The sequence below is a fragment of the Kitasatospora sp. NPDC041988 genome (assembly GCF_055588525.1).
Window position 1 is genome coordinate 23,145 of the sequence record NZ_JBVJCO010000066.1, and the last position, 15,764, is coordinate 38,908.

Sequence of the window (15,764 nt, forward strand, 5' to 3'; positions counted from 1 at the left end):
GTGCGGACCGTCAGGCGCCGATGGCGTGCAGGCCGCCGTCCACGTGGACGATCTCGCCGGTGGTCTTGGGGAACCAGTCCGACAGCAGGGCGACGACGCCGCGGCCGGCCGGCTCCGGGTCGCTCAGGTCCCACTTCAGCGGGGAGCGGGCGTCCCAGGTGGCGGCGAGGTCACCGAAGCCCGGGATGGACTTGGCGGCCATCGAGCCGATCGGGCCGGCCGAGACCAGGTTGACCCGGATGTTGCGCTCGCCGAGCTCGCGGGCCATGTAGCGCGAGGTGGCCTCCAGCGCGGCCTTGGCCGGGCCCATCCAGTCGTACTTCGGCCAGGCGAACTGGGCGTCGAAGGTCAGGCCGACCACCGAGCCGCCGTCCTGCATGAGCGGCAGCAGCGCCGTGGTGAGCGACTTCAGCGAGAACGCCGAGACCTGCATGGCGGTGGCCACGGACTCCCACGGCGTGTTGAGGAAGTTGCCGCCCAGGGCGTCCTGCGGGGCGAAGCCGATCGAGTGGACGATGCCGTCCAGGGTCGGCAGGTGCTCGCGGACCTGGTCGGCGATGCCGGCCAGCTGCTCCTCGCTGGAGACGTCCAGCTCCAGCACCTTGACCGGCTTCGGCAGCTTCTTGGCGATCCGCTCGGTGAGGGTCGGGCGCGGGAAGGCGGTGAGGATGATCTCGGCGCCCTGCTCCTGGGCGAGCTTGGCGGTGTGGAACGCGATGGAGGACTCCATCAGCACTCCGGTGATCAGGATCCGCTTGCCCTCAAGGATTCCACTCATGTTCAGTGACCCATGCCCAATCCGCCGTCGACGGGAATGACGGCTCCGGTGATGTACGCGGCCTCGTCCGAACCGAGGAACCGCACGGTGGAGGCGACCTCGGCGGGCGCCGCGTAACGGCCCAGCGGCACGCCCGAGACGATCTCCGCGCGGCGCTCGTCGCTGAGCACTGCGGTCATGTCGGTGTCGACGAAGCCGGGGGCGACCACGTTGACGGTGATGTTGCGGGGGCCCAGCTCACGCGCCAGCGAGCGCGCGAAGCCGACCAGGCCGGCCTTGGAGGCGGCGTAGTTGGCCTGGCCCGGCGAGCCGGAGAGGCCGACCACCGAGGAGATCAGCACGACCCGGCCCTTGCGGGCGCGCATCATCAGCTTGGAGGCGCGCTTGACCACCCGGAACGTGCCGGTGAGGTTGGTGTCGACGACGGAGGTGAAGTCGTCCTCGGACATCCGCAGCAGCAGGGTGTCGTGGGTGATGCCCGCGTTCGCGACCAGCACCTCCACCCCGCCGTGCTTGGCCTCGATCTCGGTGAACGCCGCGTCCACCTGGGCGCTGTCGGTGATGTCGCAGCGCACCGCGAGGACGTCGTACTTGGCCAGCTCCTGGGGCACCTCACCCGAGCGGCTGGTGATGGCGACCTTGTCGCCCGCCTCGGCGAAGGCCAGGGCGATCGCGAGGCCGATGCCCCGGTTTCCTCCGGTGACGAGAACCGAGCGGCTCAACGATCCACCTCTCTCCGTAAAGGTGCGTACGTCGGATTGCGTACGCAGTGTGACGCTATCGGTCGGCCCGGGGCGGAGACGAATCGGGCTCCCACAGCGCCTCACCGGCGGAACTGTCGCAATCCGACAATCCGTGCCCATGCCAGGTTCACGTACTGCACACGGGCGGCACACCGGTGGCGCACACGCTGTTGTGGCTTCCCACGAGTCCTGCGCACGGGCCCGCCCGCACCGGCCGCCCGGGAACATGTGCCGCGACGTACCCGTTGCCCCCGTGGTGCGGGACTAGCGGGGCCGACCGCACCGCTTCCATGGAAGGGCCCCGGCGACCCCGGCGACGGACGGGGCCGACGAGCGAAGGCAGGGCGCGGATGATCGAGGGACGGCGCGGTACCACCCACCGGCGCGGACGACTGCTGGCCCTGGCCGCCCTGGCGGCCGGCGCGGGAGCGGCCGCCTGGTCGCTGCGCGACCTGCCGGCGGCGTTCGGACGGCGGCCCGACGGCGAGCGCGAGGAGCGGGTGCGCGACTCTCCGCAGTACCGCGACGGCGTCTTCCACAACGCGCCGTCCACGCTGGCGCGGGCCAAGTCCACCCCCGACTTCGACCGGGACACCGCGCGCCGGATGCTGTTCCAGCGCGAGGGCCGGGTGCCCGCGCACCCGGTGCCGACCGTCCGCCCCGCCGCCGGGCCCCGCCCGGCCGCCGAGGGCGTGGAGATCACCTGGTACGGGCACGCGTCCGCACTGGTCAAGATCGAGGGCACCCGGGTGCTGCTCGACCCGATCTGGAGCGAGCGCTGCTCCCCCTCGGCGCACGTCGGCCCGAAGCGGCTGCACCCGGTGCCGGTGGAGCTGGAGGAGCTGCCGCAGGTCGACGCGGTGCTGATCTCGCACGACCACTACGACCACCTGGACATGGCGACGGTCAAGCGGCTGGTGCGCAGCCAGTCGGCGCCGTTCGCGGTGCCGCTCGGCATCGGCGGGCACCTGCGCCGCTGGGGCGTCCCGGAGCACCGGATCATCGAGCTGGACTGGGACGAGACGTGCACCCTCGGCGAGCTGGCGGTCACCCTGACCTCAGCCCACCACTTCTCCGGCCGCGGCCTGACCCGCAACACCACCCTCTGGGGCTCCTGGGTGATCGCCGGTCCCACCCGCAAGGTCTTCTACACCGGGGACTCCGGCTACTTCGAGGGCTACGCGAAGATCGGCGCGCAGCACGGCCCGTTCGACGCCGCGCTGGTCCAGATCGGCGCGTACGACGCGGCCTGGTCGGACATCCACATGACCCCGGAGGACGCCGTCCTCGCCCACCGCGAGCTGAACGCCGGCCTGCTGGTCCCGGTGCACTGGTGCACCTTCAACCTGGGTCTGCACCCGTGGTCCGAGCCGATCGAGCGCCTGCTGGCGGAGGCCAAGCAGCAGGCCGTCCCGCTGGCGGTGCCCCGCCCCGGCGAGCGCGTCGACGTCGACAATCCGCCGGAGCTGGACGGCTGGTGGGAGACGGTGGCCTGACTCCGCGCTCCCGGCCCGGTCCGGACGCCGCGGATCCGGGCCCCGATGTCCCCGCCGGGCCGGGATGTTCGCCAAGATAGGAAGCATGAGTGAACTCGGGGGATTCGTCGGCCCTGCCGCGTCCGGCGCGCTGATAGCGGGACGGTACCGGCTGAACGAGCGTCTGGGCCGCGGCGGCATGGGCACGGTCTGGAGCGCGACCGACGAACGGATGAACCGCCAGGTGGCGTTGAAGGAGCCCGCGCTGCCGGAGGGCGTCGACGAGCAGTACCGCCAGGAGTTGCTGCGGCGGATGGAGCGGGAGGCGCAGGCCGCGGCGGGATTGCGCCACCCCAACATCGTCCGGGTGCACGACATCGAGACGGTCGACGGCCGGCCGTGGCTGGTGATGGAGCTGATCGAGGGCGAGAGCCTGGACTCCTGGTTCGCGTCCGGGACGGTGAGCATCGCCGAGGCCGCCTCGATCGGCCGTCAGCTGGCCTCCGCGCTGGCCGTGGTGCACGCGGCCGGGGTGGTGCACCGGGACATCAAACCGGCGAACGTGATGCGCACCCGCGTCGGAGAGGTGATCCTGACCGACTTCGGGATCGCCCAGGTCGAGGGCGGCAGCGACCTCACCCGGACGGGCACGGTGATCGGCTCCGTCCCGTACCTGTCCCCGGAGCGGGCCACCGGCGAGCGCCCGACGGCGGCCGCCGACCTGTGGGCACTGGGGCTGGTGCTGTACGAGGCCCTGGAGGGGCTGCACCCGTACCGGCGGCAGTCCACCCAGGGCACGATCGCCGCGATCATCCAGGACGAGGTGCCGCCGCCGCGCCGGGCCGGCGCGCTGACCGGGCCGCTGATGGCGTTGCTGGACCGCGACCCGGCCCGCCGGCCGACCGCCGATGAGGCGGAGCGGCTGTTCACTCTCGCGCCACCGGTGCCGACACCGACGTCGGTCGAGGTGCCGGTGCCCGGCGGCACCGTCCCGACGACCGCGATGCCGGCCGACGAGGCGCCGGCCGCCACGGCGTCCCCGACCGTACGGCCGCAGGACGGGCGGCCGGCGGCGCGTCCCTTCCTCGGGACCGGGCGCGGCCGGGCAGTGCTGGCCACCGCCACCGCCGTGCTCGTCGGGGTGGCCACCGCGGCCGGCTGGATGCTGACGCGTCACGATGGTCACCCGACCGTGGCCGCGGTGCCGCCCGGCTACAAGTCGCAGCAGGTCCCCGCGCTCGGCCTCGCGGTCGCCGTGCCTCAGGACTACCTCGCCAGCATCGGTGCCGACGAGGCCAGTTGGAGCAGTCCTGACACCTTCACGCAGATCCGGATCAAGGACGAGGGGAAAGTCGTCAAGGGTGCGCGGGAGACCGCCCAGGCGCGGGTGCAGGAGCTGCTGAAAGGCGCGGGCCAGTTCTGTTCGGACCCGGTGCCCGACAAGTTCTACGTGACCCTGGTCCGGGATCCGCGCTCGGTGCTGCACAGCGGTGACGTCAACGCCACCGAGTTCGAGTACAGCTACAGCACGCGCGGCGAATACGACTACCCCTGCATCATCAAGCACGCGAACGACGAGGCGATGGAGCAGTACATGGTCCACGACGGACGGCTGCTGCACCTGGTCGTCGCCTTCCGCTGGAACTGGCGCCAGGGGCAGGAGTCCGATCCAGGACCGGCAAACCAGCAGCTCTACCAGCACGTCAGCGGCTCGCTGAAGTTCGGCTGACACGCGGGGGCGTGGCGAAATCTGCTGGCCGAAACCCGGTGGACGGGCAATGATGCGGTGCGGGTACCCCTGTCCGGGGGCGCCCGCACCGCCACCCCTCCGACCAGGGAGCCCGATTGCCTCCGATCCCCCCGACGAGCAGTGCCGGCGCCGCGCGCGGGCGCGCCGTCGACCCGCTGTTCCTCGCCTACCCGCTGCACGCCCTGGCCGACGCCGCCCTCACCCGGGCACGTGAACTCGGGGCCGCGCACGCCGACTTCCGACTGGAGCGGGTCCGCAGCGCCTCCTGGCGGCTGCGCGACGCCCGCCCGGCCGGCACCTCCGACAGCGTCCAGCTCGGCTTCGCCGTCCGGGTGCTGCTGGACGGCGCCTGGGGCTTCGCCGCCGGGGTGGACCTCACCACGGCCGCGGCGGCGAAGGTCGCCGAGCAGGCCGTCGCGGTGGCCCGGCTCTCCGGTGGGATCAGCCGGGCGGCCGGCTCGAAGGAGCGGGTCGAGCTGGCGGACGAGCCGGTCTACCCGGACGCCACCTGGGTCTCCGCCTACGAGGTGAGCCCCTTCGAGGTGCCGGACGCGGAGAAGACGGCGCTGCTCGCCGGCTGGAGCTCGCGGCTGCTGGCCGCCGAGGGCGTCTCGCACGTCCAGGCCACGCTGCTGACGGTGCAGGAGAACAAGTTCTACGCCGACACCGCCGGCACCGTCACCACCCAGCAGCGGATCCGGCTGCACCCGACGGTGGAGGCCACCTCGGTGGACGAGCGCACCGGGGCCTTCGACTCGATGCGCACCCTGGCCCCGCCGGTCGGGCGCGGCTTCGAGTACCTGACCGGCACCGGCTGGGACTGGGACGCCGAGCTGGCCGAGCTCCCCGTCCTGCTGGCCGAGAAGATGAAGGCGCCGAGCGTCGAGGCCGGCCGCTACGACCTGGTGATCGACCCGTCCAACCTCTGGCTGACCATCCACGAGTCGATCGGCCACGCCACCGAGCTGGACCGGGCGCTCGGCTACGAGGCCGCCTACGCGGGCACGTCCTTCGCCACCTTCGACCAGCTGGGCTCGCTGAAGTACGGCTCCGAGCTGATGCACGTCACCGGCGACCGCACCGCCGAGCACGGCCTCTCCACCGTCGGCTACGACGACGAGGGCGTCGCCACGCAGTCCTGGGACCTCGTCAAGGACGGTGTCCTGGTGGGCTACCAGCTGGACCGCGGGATGGCGAAGCTCAAGGGGTTCGACCGCTCCAACGGCTGCGCGTTCGCCGACTCCCCCGCCCACGTCCCGGTGCAGCGGATGGCCAACGTCTCGCTCCAGCCGGCCGCCGGCGGCCCGTCCACCGAGGGCCTGTTCGCGGGCGTGGAGAACGGCCTGTACATCGTCGGCGACCGCTCCTGGTCGATCGACATGCAGCGCTACAACTTCCAGTTCACCGGCCAGCGCGCCTACGCCATCAAGAACGGCGAACTCGCAGGCCAGGTCAAGGACTTCGCCTACCAGGCCACCACCACGGACTTCTGGGGCTCGATGGCGGCCGTCGGCGGCCCGCAGACCTACGTCCTCGGCGGTGCCTTCAACTGCGGCAAGGCGCAGCCCGGCCAGATCGCGGCGGTGAGCCACGGCTGCCCCTCGGCGCTGTTCCGCAACGTCAACGTGCTCAACACCCAGCAGGAGGCGGGTCACTGATGGCCGCGATGCAGCCCCACGAACTGGTCGAGCTGGCGCTCGGCCTCTCCCGCGCCGACGGCTGCGTGGTGATCGCCGACGAGGAGTCGACCGCCAACCTGCGCTGGGCCGGCAACGCGCTCACCACCAACGGCGTCACCCGCGGCCGCCGCCTCACCGTGATCGCCACGGTGGCCGGGGCCGAGGGCACCGCCTCCGGGGTGGTCTCCCGCGAGGCCGTCACCGCGGACGAGGTGGAGGGCCTGGTCCGGGCCGCCGAGGACGCCGCCCGGGCGGCCGGTCCGGCCGAGGACGCCCAGCCGCTGATCGCCGACCGGCCGTCCTCTCCCGGTTTCACCGAGCCGCCCGCCGAGACCTCGATCGAGGTGTTCGCGGCGTTCGCGCCCGCCCTCGGTGAGGCCTTCGCCCGGGCCACCGCGCAGGGCGAGCTGCTGTACGGCTTCGCCCGGCACGAGGTGGTCTCCAGCTACCTGGGCACCTCCACCGGCCTGCGGCTGCGCCACGACCAGCCGACCGGCACGGTCGACCTGAACGCCAAGACGGCCGACCTCACCGGCTCGGCCTGGGCCGGCGCCGCCACCCGGGACTTCACCGACGTGGACGTCACCGACCTGCACGCCCAGCTGACCAAGAGGCTGGCCTGGGGCGCCCGCAAGGTCGACCTGCCGGCCGGCCGGTACGAGACGCTGCTGCCGCCCTCGGCGGTGGCCGACCTCATGGTCTACCTGAGCTGGTCCTCCGGCGGCCGGGACGCCTTCGAAGGGCGGACGGTGTTCTCCAAGCCCGGCGGGGGAACGCGGATCGGCGACAAGCTGGCCAAGCTGCCGCTGACGCTGCGCTCCGACCCGGCCGAGCCGGGCCTGGAGGCGGCGCCGTTCGTGCTGGCGCACTCGACGTCCGGGGACTCCTCGGTCTTCGACAACGGCGCGGAGCTGGCCGCCACCGACTGGATCCGGGACGGCGAGCTGACCGAGCTGATCACCACCCGGCACTCGGCCGGCCTGACCGGCCTGCCGCTGAAGCCGGCGATCGACAACCTCGTCCTGGAGACGGCCGACCAGGCGGCCGCGCCGACCCTGGACGAGATGATCGCCCGCACCGAGCGCGGCCTGCTGCTCACCTGCCTCTGGTACATCCGTGAGGTGGACCCGGCGACGCTGCTGCTCACCGGCCTCACCCGGGACGGCGTCTACCTGGTGGAGAACGGCGAGGTCGTCGGCGCGGTGAACAACTTCCGGTTCAACGAGTCGCCGGTCGAGCTGCTCGGCCGGATCACCGAGGTGGGCCGCACCGAGCGCTGCCTGCCGCGCGAGTGGAGCGACTGGTTCACCCGGACGGCGATGCCGCCGGTGCGGGTCGCGGACTTCAACATGAGTTCGGTCAGCCAGGCCTCGTAGCCGGGCTGCCACGGGGGAAGGATCGGGAGAGAAGTGGACGAGAAGCGCACGGTCAGGACCAGCAAGATGCTGTCCCGCATCCTGCGGCACGAGCCCGGGCGGGTCGGGATCACCCTGGACGCGGCCGGCTGGGTCCGGGTGGACGCCCTGCTGGCCGCGCTGGCGGCCCAGGGCAGCCGGCTGACCAGGGCCGAGCTGGACCACGTGGTGGCGACCAACAACAAGCGCCGGTTCGCCTTCTCCGAGGACGGTCTCTCGATCCGTGCCAGCCAGGGGCACACGGTGGCGGTCGACCTCGGTCTGGCCGCCGCCGAGCCCCCGGCGGTGCTGTTCCACGGCACCGCCACCCGGAACCTGGCGTCGATATTCCGCGAGGGCCTGCGGCCGATGGCCCGGCAGGACGTCCACCTCTCCGCCGACACCGACACGGCCACCCGGGTCGGCGCCCGGCACGGCCGCCCGGTGGTCCTGGCGGTCGACGCCGCGGCGATGGCGGCGGCCGGCCACGAGTTCCGGATCAGCGCCAACGGCGTCTGGCTGACCGACGCGGTGCCGCCGGAGTACCTCTCCCAGCCGCGGTAGCGCGCGTCCGGCCCGTCCTGCCGGTCAGGCCGGATCGGCCGGACAGGCCCCTGGTGGCGCGTGTCCGTCCGCCCCGGTCTCGCCGCCGGTCCCTGCGCGGCGTACCGTGAGGTGGCCGTGCGGCGAGACGCGCGGGTGCGTGGACGAGGGCGGTAGGACATGGGCAAGAGCTCCGGCGGTGGAGAGGTCCACCGGATCACGGGGGCGCGCAGCAGCCTCTCCGAGGACGTCCGCGGGCGGCAGCGCCGCTACGTGGCCTCGATGCTGCTCCGCACCGCCTGCGTCCTGCTGGGGGTGATCCTGTGGGACATCCAGCGGTGGCTGGCGATCGCCGCGCTGGCGGGCGGCGTGCTGCTGCCGTACTTCGCGGTGCTGATCGCCAACGCGGGCCGGGAGAGGGCGCCGGGCCTGCCGAGCTCCTTCGACATGCCGCCGGACGTTCCGCTGATGCTCGGCCCCGGCGGTACCGGTGGTGCCGGTGGGGCGGGTGCGTCGCAGGGTACGGATGTGACAGAGGGTGCTCCCACCGATTCTCCACAGACCCCGAGCTGACTGCCCGTTTTGGCAGGGTTTTCGCCAACTACCCCAACAGAAAGCTCAAAAGAACCTCAGATTAATCATGCAAGACCTCCCCATTCGTGGGTCCTGCCGTGACATACTGCGTACGCGCTCCGCATCCCCCGTCGGAGCGACGGACCGACGCCGGGCGGCTCCCCCCGTGGCTGCCCGGCGTCGCCATGCCCGGCTCCGGAAGCCGTCCGGGCGCGTGAAAGACTGGCGGTGACCACTCCCGCCTACCGCTTGAGGACGGCCCCGATGCTCTCCCCGGACACCCCGCAGCCGCAGACGCCGGTCTGCTCCGCCAAGGGCTGCCGGGCGGACGCCCGCTGGGTGCTGGTCTGGAACAACCCCAAGCTGCACACCCCGGACCGCCGGAAGACCTGGGCGGCCTGCGAGGAGCACCGGGAGCACCTCGCGCAGTTCCTCGGCGTGCGCGGCTTCCTCAAGGAGGTCGTCGCCATCGCCGACTGGACCCCCGAGGACGGCGAGTAGGCCCCGCGCAGCCCCGGCAGGCGTCCCTCAGCCGCCCGTCAGCCCCGCGCAGCCCCGGCAGGCGTCCCTCAGCCGCCCGTCAGCCCCGCGCAGCCCCCGGCAGGCCTCCGTCAGCCGCCGATCGCCGACATCGGCCGGTCGGGCTGGAGGAACTCGGGATCGTCGATCCCGGCTCCGGCCTTCTTGCCCCACATCGCCGCGCGCCACAGCTCGCCGATCTCGGCGTCGCCGCCGCCCGAGCGCAGCGCCGTCCGCAGGTCGGTCTCCCCGGTCGCGAAGAGGCAGTTGCGCACCTGCCCGTCGGCGGTCAGCCGGGTGCGGTCGCAGGCCCGGCAGAACGGCCGGGTGACGGAGGCGATCACGCCCACCCGGCCCGGACCGCCGTCCACCACCCAGCGCTCGGCCGGCGCCGCGCCGCGGCGGGCGGAGGGCTCGGGGGTGAGCGTGAAACGGGCGGCGAGCCGGTCCAGGATCTCCTCGGCGGTGACCATCGCGGAACGGTCCCAGCCGTGCTGGGCGTCCAGCGGCATCTGCTCGATGAACCGCAGCTCGTAGCCGCGCTCCAGGCACCAGGCGAGCAGTTCGGGCGCCTCGTGGTCGTTGATCCCGCGCATCAGCACGGTGTTCAGCTTGACCGGCACCAGCCCAGCGGCCTCGGCGGCGGCCAGCCCGTCCAAAACGTCCTGGTGGCGGTGGCGGCGGGTGAGGGTGTGGAAGGCGTCCGGGTCGAGGGTGTCGAGCGAGACGTTGACCCGGTCCAGCCCGGCGGCGTGCAGCGCGGCGGCGGTCCGGGCGAGGCCGATGCCGTTGGTGGTGAGGGAGAGTTCGGGGCGCGGTTCGAGCCTCGCGCAGGCGTCGACGATGCCGACCAGCCCGGGCCGCAGCAGCGGCTCGCCGCCGGTGAAGCGGACCTCCCGGACGCCGAGGTCACGGACCGCGATCGTCACCAGCCGGACGATCTCCTCGTCGGTGAGCAGGTCCGGCTTGGCCAGCCACTGCAGGCCCTCCTCCGGCATGCAATAGGTGCAGCGCAGGTTGCACCGGTCGGTGAGGGAGACCCGCAGGTCGACGGCCTGCCGGCCGAAGGTGTCGAGGAGCACGGCGGTCCCTTCCCGAGTTCGTGGCCGGCCGGGGAACGCGGCCGGCCCGGCCGCCGCGTTCGGCGGGCCGGGCCAGCTTAGTCATCGCCCGTGCGTCAGTGGGCGCCCAGCCCGGTCAGCGAGCGGACCTCCAGTTCAGCGTACTTCGCCGGGTCGGCCTTCTCCTTGGAGAGCAGGGTGCCGATCCAACCCGCCAGGAAGCCGACCGGGATGGAGACCAGGCCGGGGTTCTCCAACGGGAACCAGTGGAAGTCGGAGTGCGGGAAGAGCGAGTTCTTGCCGCCGGAGACGACCGGCGAGAAGAGCACCAGCGTCACCGAGGTGATCAGGCCCGCGTAGACGGAGCTGACCGCGCCCACGGTGGTGAACCGCTTCCAGAACAGCGAGTAGAGCAGCGTCGGCAGGTTGGCCGAGGCGGCCACCGCGAAGGCCAGCGCGACCAGCGCGGCGGTATTGAGCTTCCCCGCGAAGAGGCTGAGCACGATGGCGACCGCGCCGATGGCGACGGCTGCCCACTTCGCCGAGAGCACCTCCTCCTTCTCGGTGGCCCTGCCCCGCCGGATGACGTTGGCGTACAGGTCATGGGCGAAGGAGGCCGAGGAGGCCAGGGTGAGGCCGGCCACCACGGCCAGGATGGTGGCGAAGGCGACCGCGGAGATCACCGCCAGCAGGATCGCGCCGCCGGTGGTGCCCGCGCCGCCGCCGAGCTCCTCGGCGAGCTGCGGGGCGGCGGTGTTGCCGGCCGCGTTGGCCGCCTTGATCGCCTTGGGGCCGACCAGGGCCGCCGCACCGAAGCCGAGCGCCAGGGTCATCAGGTAGAAGCCGCCGATGATCCCGATCGCCCAGAGCACCGACTTCCGGGCCGCCTTGGCGGTGGGCACGGTGTAGAAGCGGACCAGGATGTGCGGCAGCCCCGCGGTGCCGAGCACGAGCGCGATCCCGAGGCTGAGGAAGTCGAGCTTGCTGGTGCCGCTGACGCCGTACTTGAGCCCCGGCTCCAGGAACGCGGCCCCCTTGCCACTGGCGTCGGCGGCGGCGCCGAGCAGCGCGGAGGGGTTGAAGTGGTACTTGGCCAGCACCAGGAAGGTCATCAGCGCGGTGCCCGCGATCAGCAGCACGGCCTTGATGATCTGCACCCAGGTGGTGCCCTTCATGCCCCCTATCACCACGTAGATCACCATCAGCGCGCCGACCGCGACGATGGTCAGCTGCTTGGCGCCGTCCCCGCTGACGCCGAGCAGCAGGGCGACCAGCGTCCCGGCGCCGACCATCTGGGCGAGCAGGTAGAAGATCGACACCACGATGGTGGAGATGCCGGCCGCGGTGCGCACCGGCCGCTGCCTCATCCGGAACGCGAGCACGTCCGCCATGGTGTAGCGGCCGGAGTTGCGCAGCGGTTCGGCGACCAGCAGCAGCGCGACCAGCCAGGCGACCAGGAAGCCGATCGAGTAGAGGAAGCCGTCGTAGCCGGAGAGCGCGATGGCCCCGGCGATACCGAGGAAGGACGCGGCCGACATGTAGTCGCCGGAGATGGCCAGGCCGTTCTGGAATCCGGTGAAACCGCGGCCGCCGGCGTAGAAGTCGGCGGCGTCCTTGGTCTGCCGCCCGGCCCAGACGGTGATGCCGAGGGTGGCCAGCACGAAGAACCCGAACAGGGTCATCGTGAGGCCGCGGTGCTCGGTGGCGGACGTGGCGAGCAGGGTCATTCGGCGGCCTCCCGCGGGGCGTGGACCACGGCGCCCTGGGCCTCGCGGATCGCGGTCGCGGGCGGGTCGAGCCGCCGGTCCGCGTAGCGCGCGTACCAGGCCGCGATGGCGAAGGTGGTGACGAACTGCAGCAGCCCGAGGACCAGGGCGACGTTGATGTGCCCGACCACCTTGGTGCCCATCAGACCGGGCGCGTAGCTGGAGAGCAGGACGTACAGCAGGTACCAAAGGACGAAGCCGATGGTGACCGGGAACGCGTAGCTCCGGAACGAGCGCCGCAGGGTTCGGAACTCCTCGCTCTCCTCGATGAGTTGGACTTCCGTAGGGGCAGTGGTGATCGGCGGCGATTCCACTCTGTCTCCTCACTCCGTCGGCGTACTGGTCGCACCAGGGGAACGATCGGACGTGAGGGGCGTCACAGTCCGGATGCGCGCCGCGCAATGCTAGGAGCGTCCTGCCCGCCCGGAAAGGGGTTGACCGCGATCAGCCAGCCGTTCACCCCCTCGCGCTAGTCAATTGGCTGAAATCAGACCATTCTGACGGGCCCTGACGCGTACGACCGACCCCCGTCCCCGCTGTCACCGCACGGTGGTAGCCTCCAGCCACTCATGTGATCTTCATGAAGTAATACCTTTGTGTGCGCATCCAGGCGGCAACCCGGCGTTCCGTCAGTTTTCGGACACTGCCGAGGAACTGACCCCGCCTTCTCCAGGGGGAAATCCACCACGTGAACCTGAGAACCACCCCGGCCCGGCTCCTCGCGATGCCACTCCTGGCCTCCGTCCTCGCCCTCGCCGGCCCGCTCCCCACCGCCACCGCCGCTCCGGCGACCCCGAGCGCCGACCCGGCCACCCTCCCCGAACTCGTCGTCCCCGGGCGGCCACTGCCCCAGCCGCGGACGGAGACCCTGCTCGCCGCCGGAGCCAAGGGCTTCCTGCACACCACGCAGGACGCCACCTTCGCCTGGACCGCCTACGACACCGGTGCCACCACAGTGGTCGGCGCCTACGACGCCGGCCGACCCGACCCCGGCCTGCACGGCGCGGGATCGGACGTCACCATCGACACGGACCCACGCCAGTCGAGCAAGGTCTGGAAGCTCCAGGACATGGCCTCCGGCTCCATCACCGTCCTGAACAGCCCGGACATGGCGAGCCTCCGGGGTGTCTACGGTGACGCCGTCCTCGCCCTGACCAACTCGTCCGCCTCGACAGGAAGCTCCACGGTCTTCCTACGCGCCGATGGCAAGGGCGGCACCTCGGTCCTGTCGCCAAGGGGCAGGACGCCGGAGTCGAATGGGGCTGGACCGACTACCTGGGCGGGGATGCGAACGAGGCGGCGCTGGGCACATCCGTCAACGGCGAGTACCGGATCGGCCTGGCCGACACCCACACCGGCGCCGTCCGGGTATCGCCGCCCCTCCCCGATCCTTGGGGAGGCGACCAGATCTGCCAGGGGCCGACCGCGGTCGACGCCGCGCACATCGCCTGGCTCGGCGGCGACTGCAACGTCCACATCCTCTCCCGGGCCGACCTGAACGCCCCCGAGAAGACCATCCCAGTCAGCTACTACGACCAGCCCCTCGCACTCGGGCTGTCCGGCGACTGGCTGTTGAGCGTCGGGCGCCCGCCCTACGACAACCACGAATCGGCGGTCCCCGTCGAGCGGGAGCTGAAGGCCACGCCGATCGGGGGCGGTGATCCGGTCTCGGTGCTGTCGCACGCCTCGCCCACCATCGTCCAGGCCCCCGACGGCACGGCGCTCGTCGAAGGCGGCGACACCGGCGCCGACTGGACGGTCCGCAAGGTCACGGCCGCGGGTGGCGCAGCACCCTCGACCATCCCGATGAACTACAAGGTGGCGCCGGAGTCCTACAGGTTGGACTCCCTGAACCTGTCGGCGAACACCCTGATCAGCGCCGAGAGCGGCAACAGCCTTGGCGAGGGCTTCTACGGGCAGCAGGTCACCCTCGGCTCTCCGTCCACGATGTCGGCCCGCCGGTCCCTCGGCACCACCGGTTTCCTGGATCACTCCATCTCCTGTGGTGGCTCCGACAGCTGCACGGACATGAAGGGGACGGGCGACGGTCGGGTGGTCCACCTCGGCGTCCGCAGCATGATCGTGCGCCGGGGTCAGGAGACCCGGGAGATCAACCTGGACGCCCTCCCCTACCACCAGGGGATCGTCGTCGCGGACGGCCGTTTCGTGCTCCTGGACACCTCTCAGTACCCGGGGTCCTCGCTCGCGGTGATCGACATCGACAGCGCCACCCCGGACACGCCCATCGCGACGGCCTCCACCGCCATCGGCACGATCGACGGCGGGCGGCTGCTCACCCCGGGCAGCACTCCTGGAGAAATCGTCGTCCGTGACCTGACGACCCAGCAGACCCTGACTCTGCAGACCGGCAAGGACTGCCGGATCACCCACCTGATGTCCGCCGGCGGCTGGCTCTACTGGAACTGCTCGTTCGACGGACCGACCGGATCGGCGGGGCTGCTGCGGCCGGACGGCACGAGCCGCCCGATCGAGGTCCCGGCGCGCGCCGTCGGCATGGGGATCGGCTTCCTCGTCTACGCGGACTATGCCGCCGCCCGAAGCACCGTGGTGGACTTCCACACCGGCATCCCGGTCACCAGCTCCCTCAAGACCCGCCTCAGTCAGAGCAGCCTCTTCAACCCGTGGAGCGTCGACCGCTTCGGCGGCGGTCTGGTCTACGGCGACAGCCACCAGAATCTCCACCTGGTCTCCGTCATCTCCCCCGGGACGACCTTCCACACCGTCAGCCCGTCCCGGCTGCTCGACACCCGCGACGCCATCGGCCGCCCCGGCACCGACAAGGTCCCCGGCCGCAGCACCGTCTCCGTCCAGGTGGCGGGCCGGGGCAACGTACCCGCCGGCGCCAAGGCCGCCGTGCTCAACGTGACCGCGACCGAGACCGACGGCCCCGGACACCTGATCGCCTGGGCCTCCGGCTCGCCGCAGCCCACCTCCAGCAACCTCAACTGGACCGCCCCCGGCGTCACCACACCCAACCTCGTCATCGTCCCGCTCGGCCCCGACGGCAAGATCAACCTCTTCAACGCCTCGTCGAACACCACCCACCTCATCGCCGACGTCTTCGGCTACTACACCGACGACGCCACCGGCTCCACGTTCACCCCCGTGAGCCCCGACCGGCTGCTCGACACCCGCGACGCCATCGGCCGCCCCGGCACCGACAAGGTCCCCGGCCGCAGCACAGTCTCCGTCCAGGTGGCGGGCCGGGGCAACGTACCCGCCGGCGCCAAGGCCGCCGTGCTCAACGTGACGGCCACCGAGACCGACGGCCCCGGACACCTCACCGTGTGGGCGTCCAACGCACCGCAGCCCACCTCCAGCAACCTCAACTGGACCGCCCCCGGCGTCACCACACCCAACCTCGTCGTCGTCCCGCTCGGCCCCGACGGCAAGATCAACCTCTTCAACGCCTCGTCGAACACCACCCACCTCATCGCCGACGTCTTCGGCTACTACACCGAC

Annotated in this window: 14 protein-coding genes; 9 read left to right on the forward strand and 5 right to left on the reverse strand. The window is 71.9% G+C overall.

The window, feature by feature from the left end:
- Window positions 1–10: 10 nt before the first annotated feature.
- Both fabI and fabG read right to left on the reverse strand, forming a co-directional pair.
- A complete protein-coding gene (gene fabI / locus ACZ6NC_RS39020) occupies window positions 11–778 on the reverse strand; it encodes an enoyl-ACP reductase FabI (protein WP_465548029.1) in 768 nt (255 codons plus the stop codon).
- 2 nt (window positions 779–780) lie between these two features.
- Complete coding sequence (gene fabG, locus ACZ6NC_RS39025; protein ID WP_465738642.1) at window positions 781–1,500, reverse strand: 3-oxoacyl-[acyl-carrier-protein] reductase; 720 nt, start codon at window positions 1,498–1,500, stop codon at window positions 781–783.
- Between the two features lie 371 nt (window positions 1,501–1,871).
- Between fabG and ACZ6NC_RS39030 the strand changes: the two genes are divergently transcribed.
- The 7 genes from ACZ6NC_RS39030 (at window position 1,872) to ACZ6NC_RS39060 (ending at window position 9,436) form a co-directional block, all read left to right on the forward strand.
- Complete coding sequence (locus ACZ6NC_RS39030) at window positions 1,872–3,017, forward strand: MBL fold metallo-hydrolase (protein ID WP_465738643.1); 1,146 nt, start codon at window positions 1,872–1,874, stop codon at window positions 3,015–3,017.
- A gap of 85 nt (window positions 3,018–3,102) precedes the next feature.
- Window positions 3,103–4,725 (forward strand): serine/threonine-protein kinase, encoded by a 1,623-nt coding sequence (locus ACZ6NC_RS39035; protein ID WP_465738644.1) that lies wholly within the window; start codon window positions 3,103–3,105, stop codon window positions 4,723–4,725.
- Window positions 4,726–4,841: 116 nt separating this feature from the next.
- Complete coding sequence (locus ACZ6NC_RS39040) at window positions 4,842–6,404, forward strand: TldD/PmbA family protein (protein ID WP_465738645.1); 1,563 nt, start codon at window positions 4,842–4,844, stop codon at window positions 6,402–6,404.
- Window positions 6,404–7,801: a metallopeptidase TldD-related protein gene (locus tag ACZ6NC_RS39045; RefSeq protein WP_465738646.1), complete on the forward strand. Its 1,398-nt coding sequence runs from the start codon at window positions 6,404–6,406 to the stop codon at window positions 7,799–7,801. Before ACZ6NC_RS39040 ends, ACZ6NC_RS39045 begins: the two co-directional genes overlap by 1 nt.
- Before the next feature lie 33 nt (window positions 7,802–7,834).
- Entirely contained in the window at window positions 7,835–8,383 is a 549-nt protein-coding gene (locus ACZ6NC_RS39050) for an RNA 2'-phosphotransferase (protein WP_465738647.1), read from the forward strand.
- Window positions 8,384–8,542: 159 nt separating this feature from the next.
- The gene (locus ACZ6NC_RS39055) at window positions 8,543–8,935 is read left to right on the forward strand and encodes a DUF3099 domain-containing protein (protein ID WP_465738648.1); all 393 of its coding nucleotides are present in this window, start codon (window positions 8,543–8,545) and stop codon (window positions 8,933–8,935) included.
- A 264-nt stretch (window positions 8,936–9,199) separates the two neighbouring features.
- Window positions 9,200–9,436 (forward strand): hypothetical protein, encoded by a 237-nt coding sequence (locus tag ACZ6NC_RS39060; protein WP_465738656.1) that lies wholly within the window; start codon window positions 9,200–9,202, stop codon window positions 9,434–9,436.
- Between the two features lie 110 nt (window positions 9,437–9,546).
- Here ACZ6NC_RS39060 and moaA read toward each other — a convergent pair whose 3' ends face one another.
- The 3 genes from moaA to ACZ6NC_RS39075 form a co-directional block, all read right to left on the reverse strand.
- Window positions 9,547–10,536 (reverse strand): GTP 3',8-cyclase MoaA, encoded by a 990-nt coding sequence (gene moaA, locus ACZ6NC_RS39065; RefSeq protein WP_465738649.1) that lies wholly within the window; start codon window positions 10,534–10,536, stop codon window positions 9,547–9,549.
- Between the two features lie 95 nt (window positions 10,537–10,631).
- Window positions 10,632–12,242, reverse strand: a complete 1,611-nt coding sequence (locus ACZ6NC_RS39070) for a solute symporter family protein (RefSeq protein ID WP_465738650.1) — start codon at window positions 12,240–12,242, stop codon at window positions 10,632–10,634.
- The gene (locus ACZ6NC_RS39075; RefSeq protein WP_465738651.1) at window positions 12,239–12,595 is read right to left on the reverse strand and encodes a DUF485 domain-containing protein; all 357 of its coding nucleotides are present in this window, start codon (window positions 12,593–12,595) and stop codon (window positions 12,239–12,241) included. The genes ACZ6NC_RS39070 and ACZ6NC_RS39075 overlap by 4 nt, the downstream gene beginning before the upstream one ends.
- A gap of 374 nt (window positions 12,596–12,969) precedes the next feature.
- On the opposite strand from ACZ6NC_RS39075, the gene ACZ6NC_RS39080 reads away from it, so the two are divergent.
- Together ACZ6NC_RS39080 and ACZ6NC_RS39085 are read left to right on the forward strand one after the other, a co-directional pair.
- Window positions 12,970–13,779 carry a hypothetical protein gene (locus ACZ6NC_RS39080; protein WP_465738652.1) on the forward strand — a complete coding sequence of 270 codons (810 nt, stop codon included), beginning with the start codon at window positions 12,970–12,972 and terminating at the stop codon, window positions 13,777–13,779.
- Window positions 13,780–13,853: 74 nt separating this feature from the next.
- Window positions 13,854–15,764, forward strand: a 1,911-nt coding sequence (locus tag ACZ6NC_RS39085; protein ID WP_465738653.1) for a hypothetical protein, incomplete at its 3' end; no start/stop codon positions are given.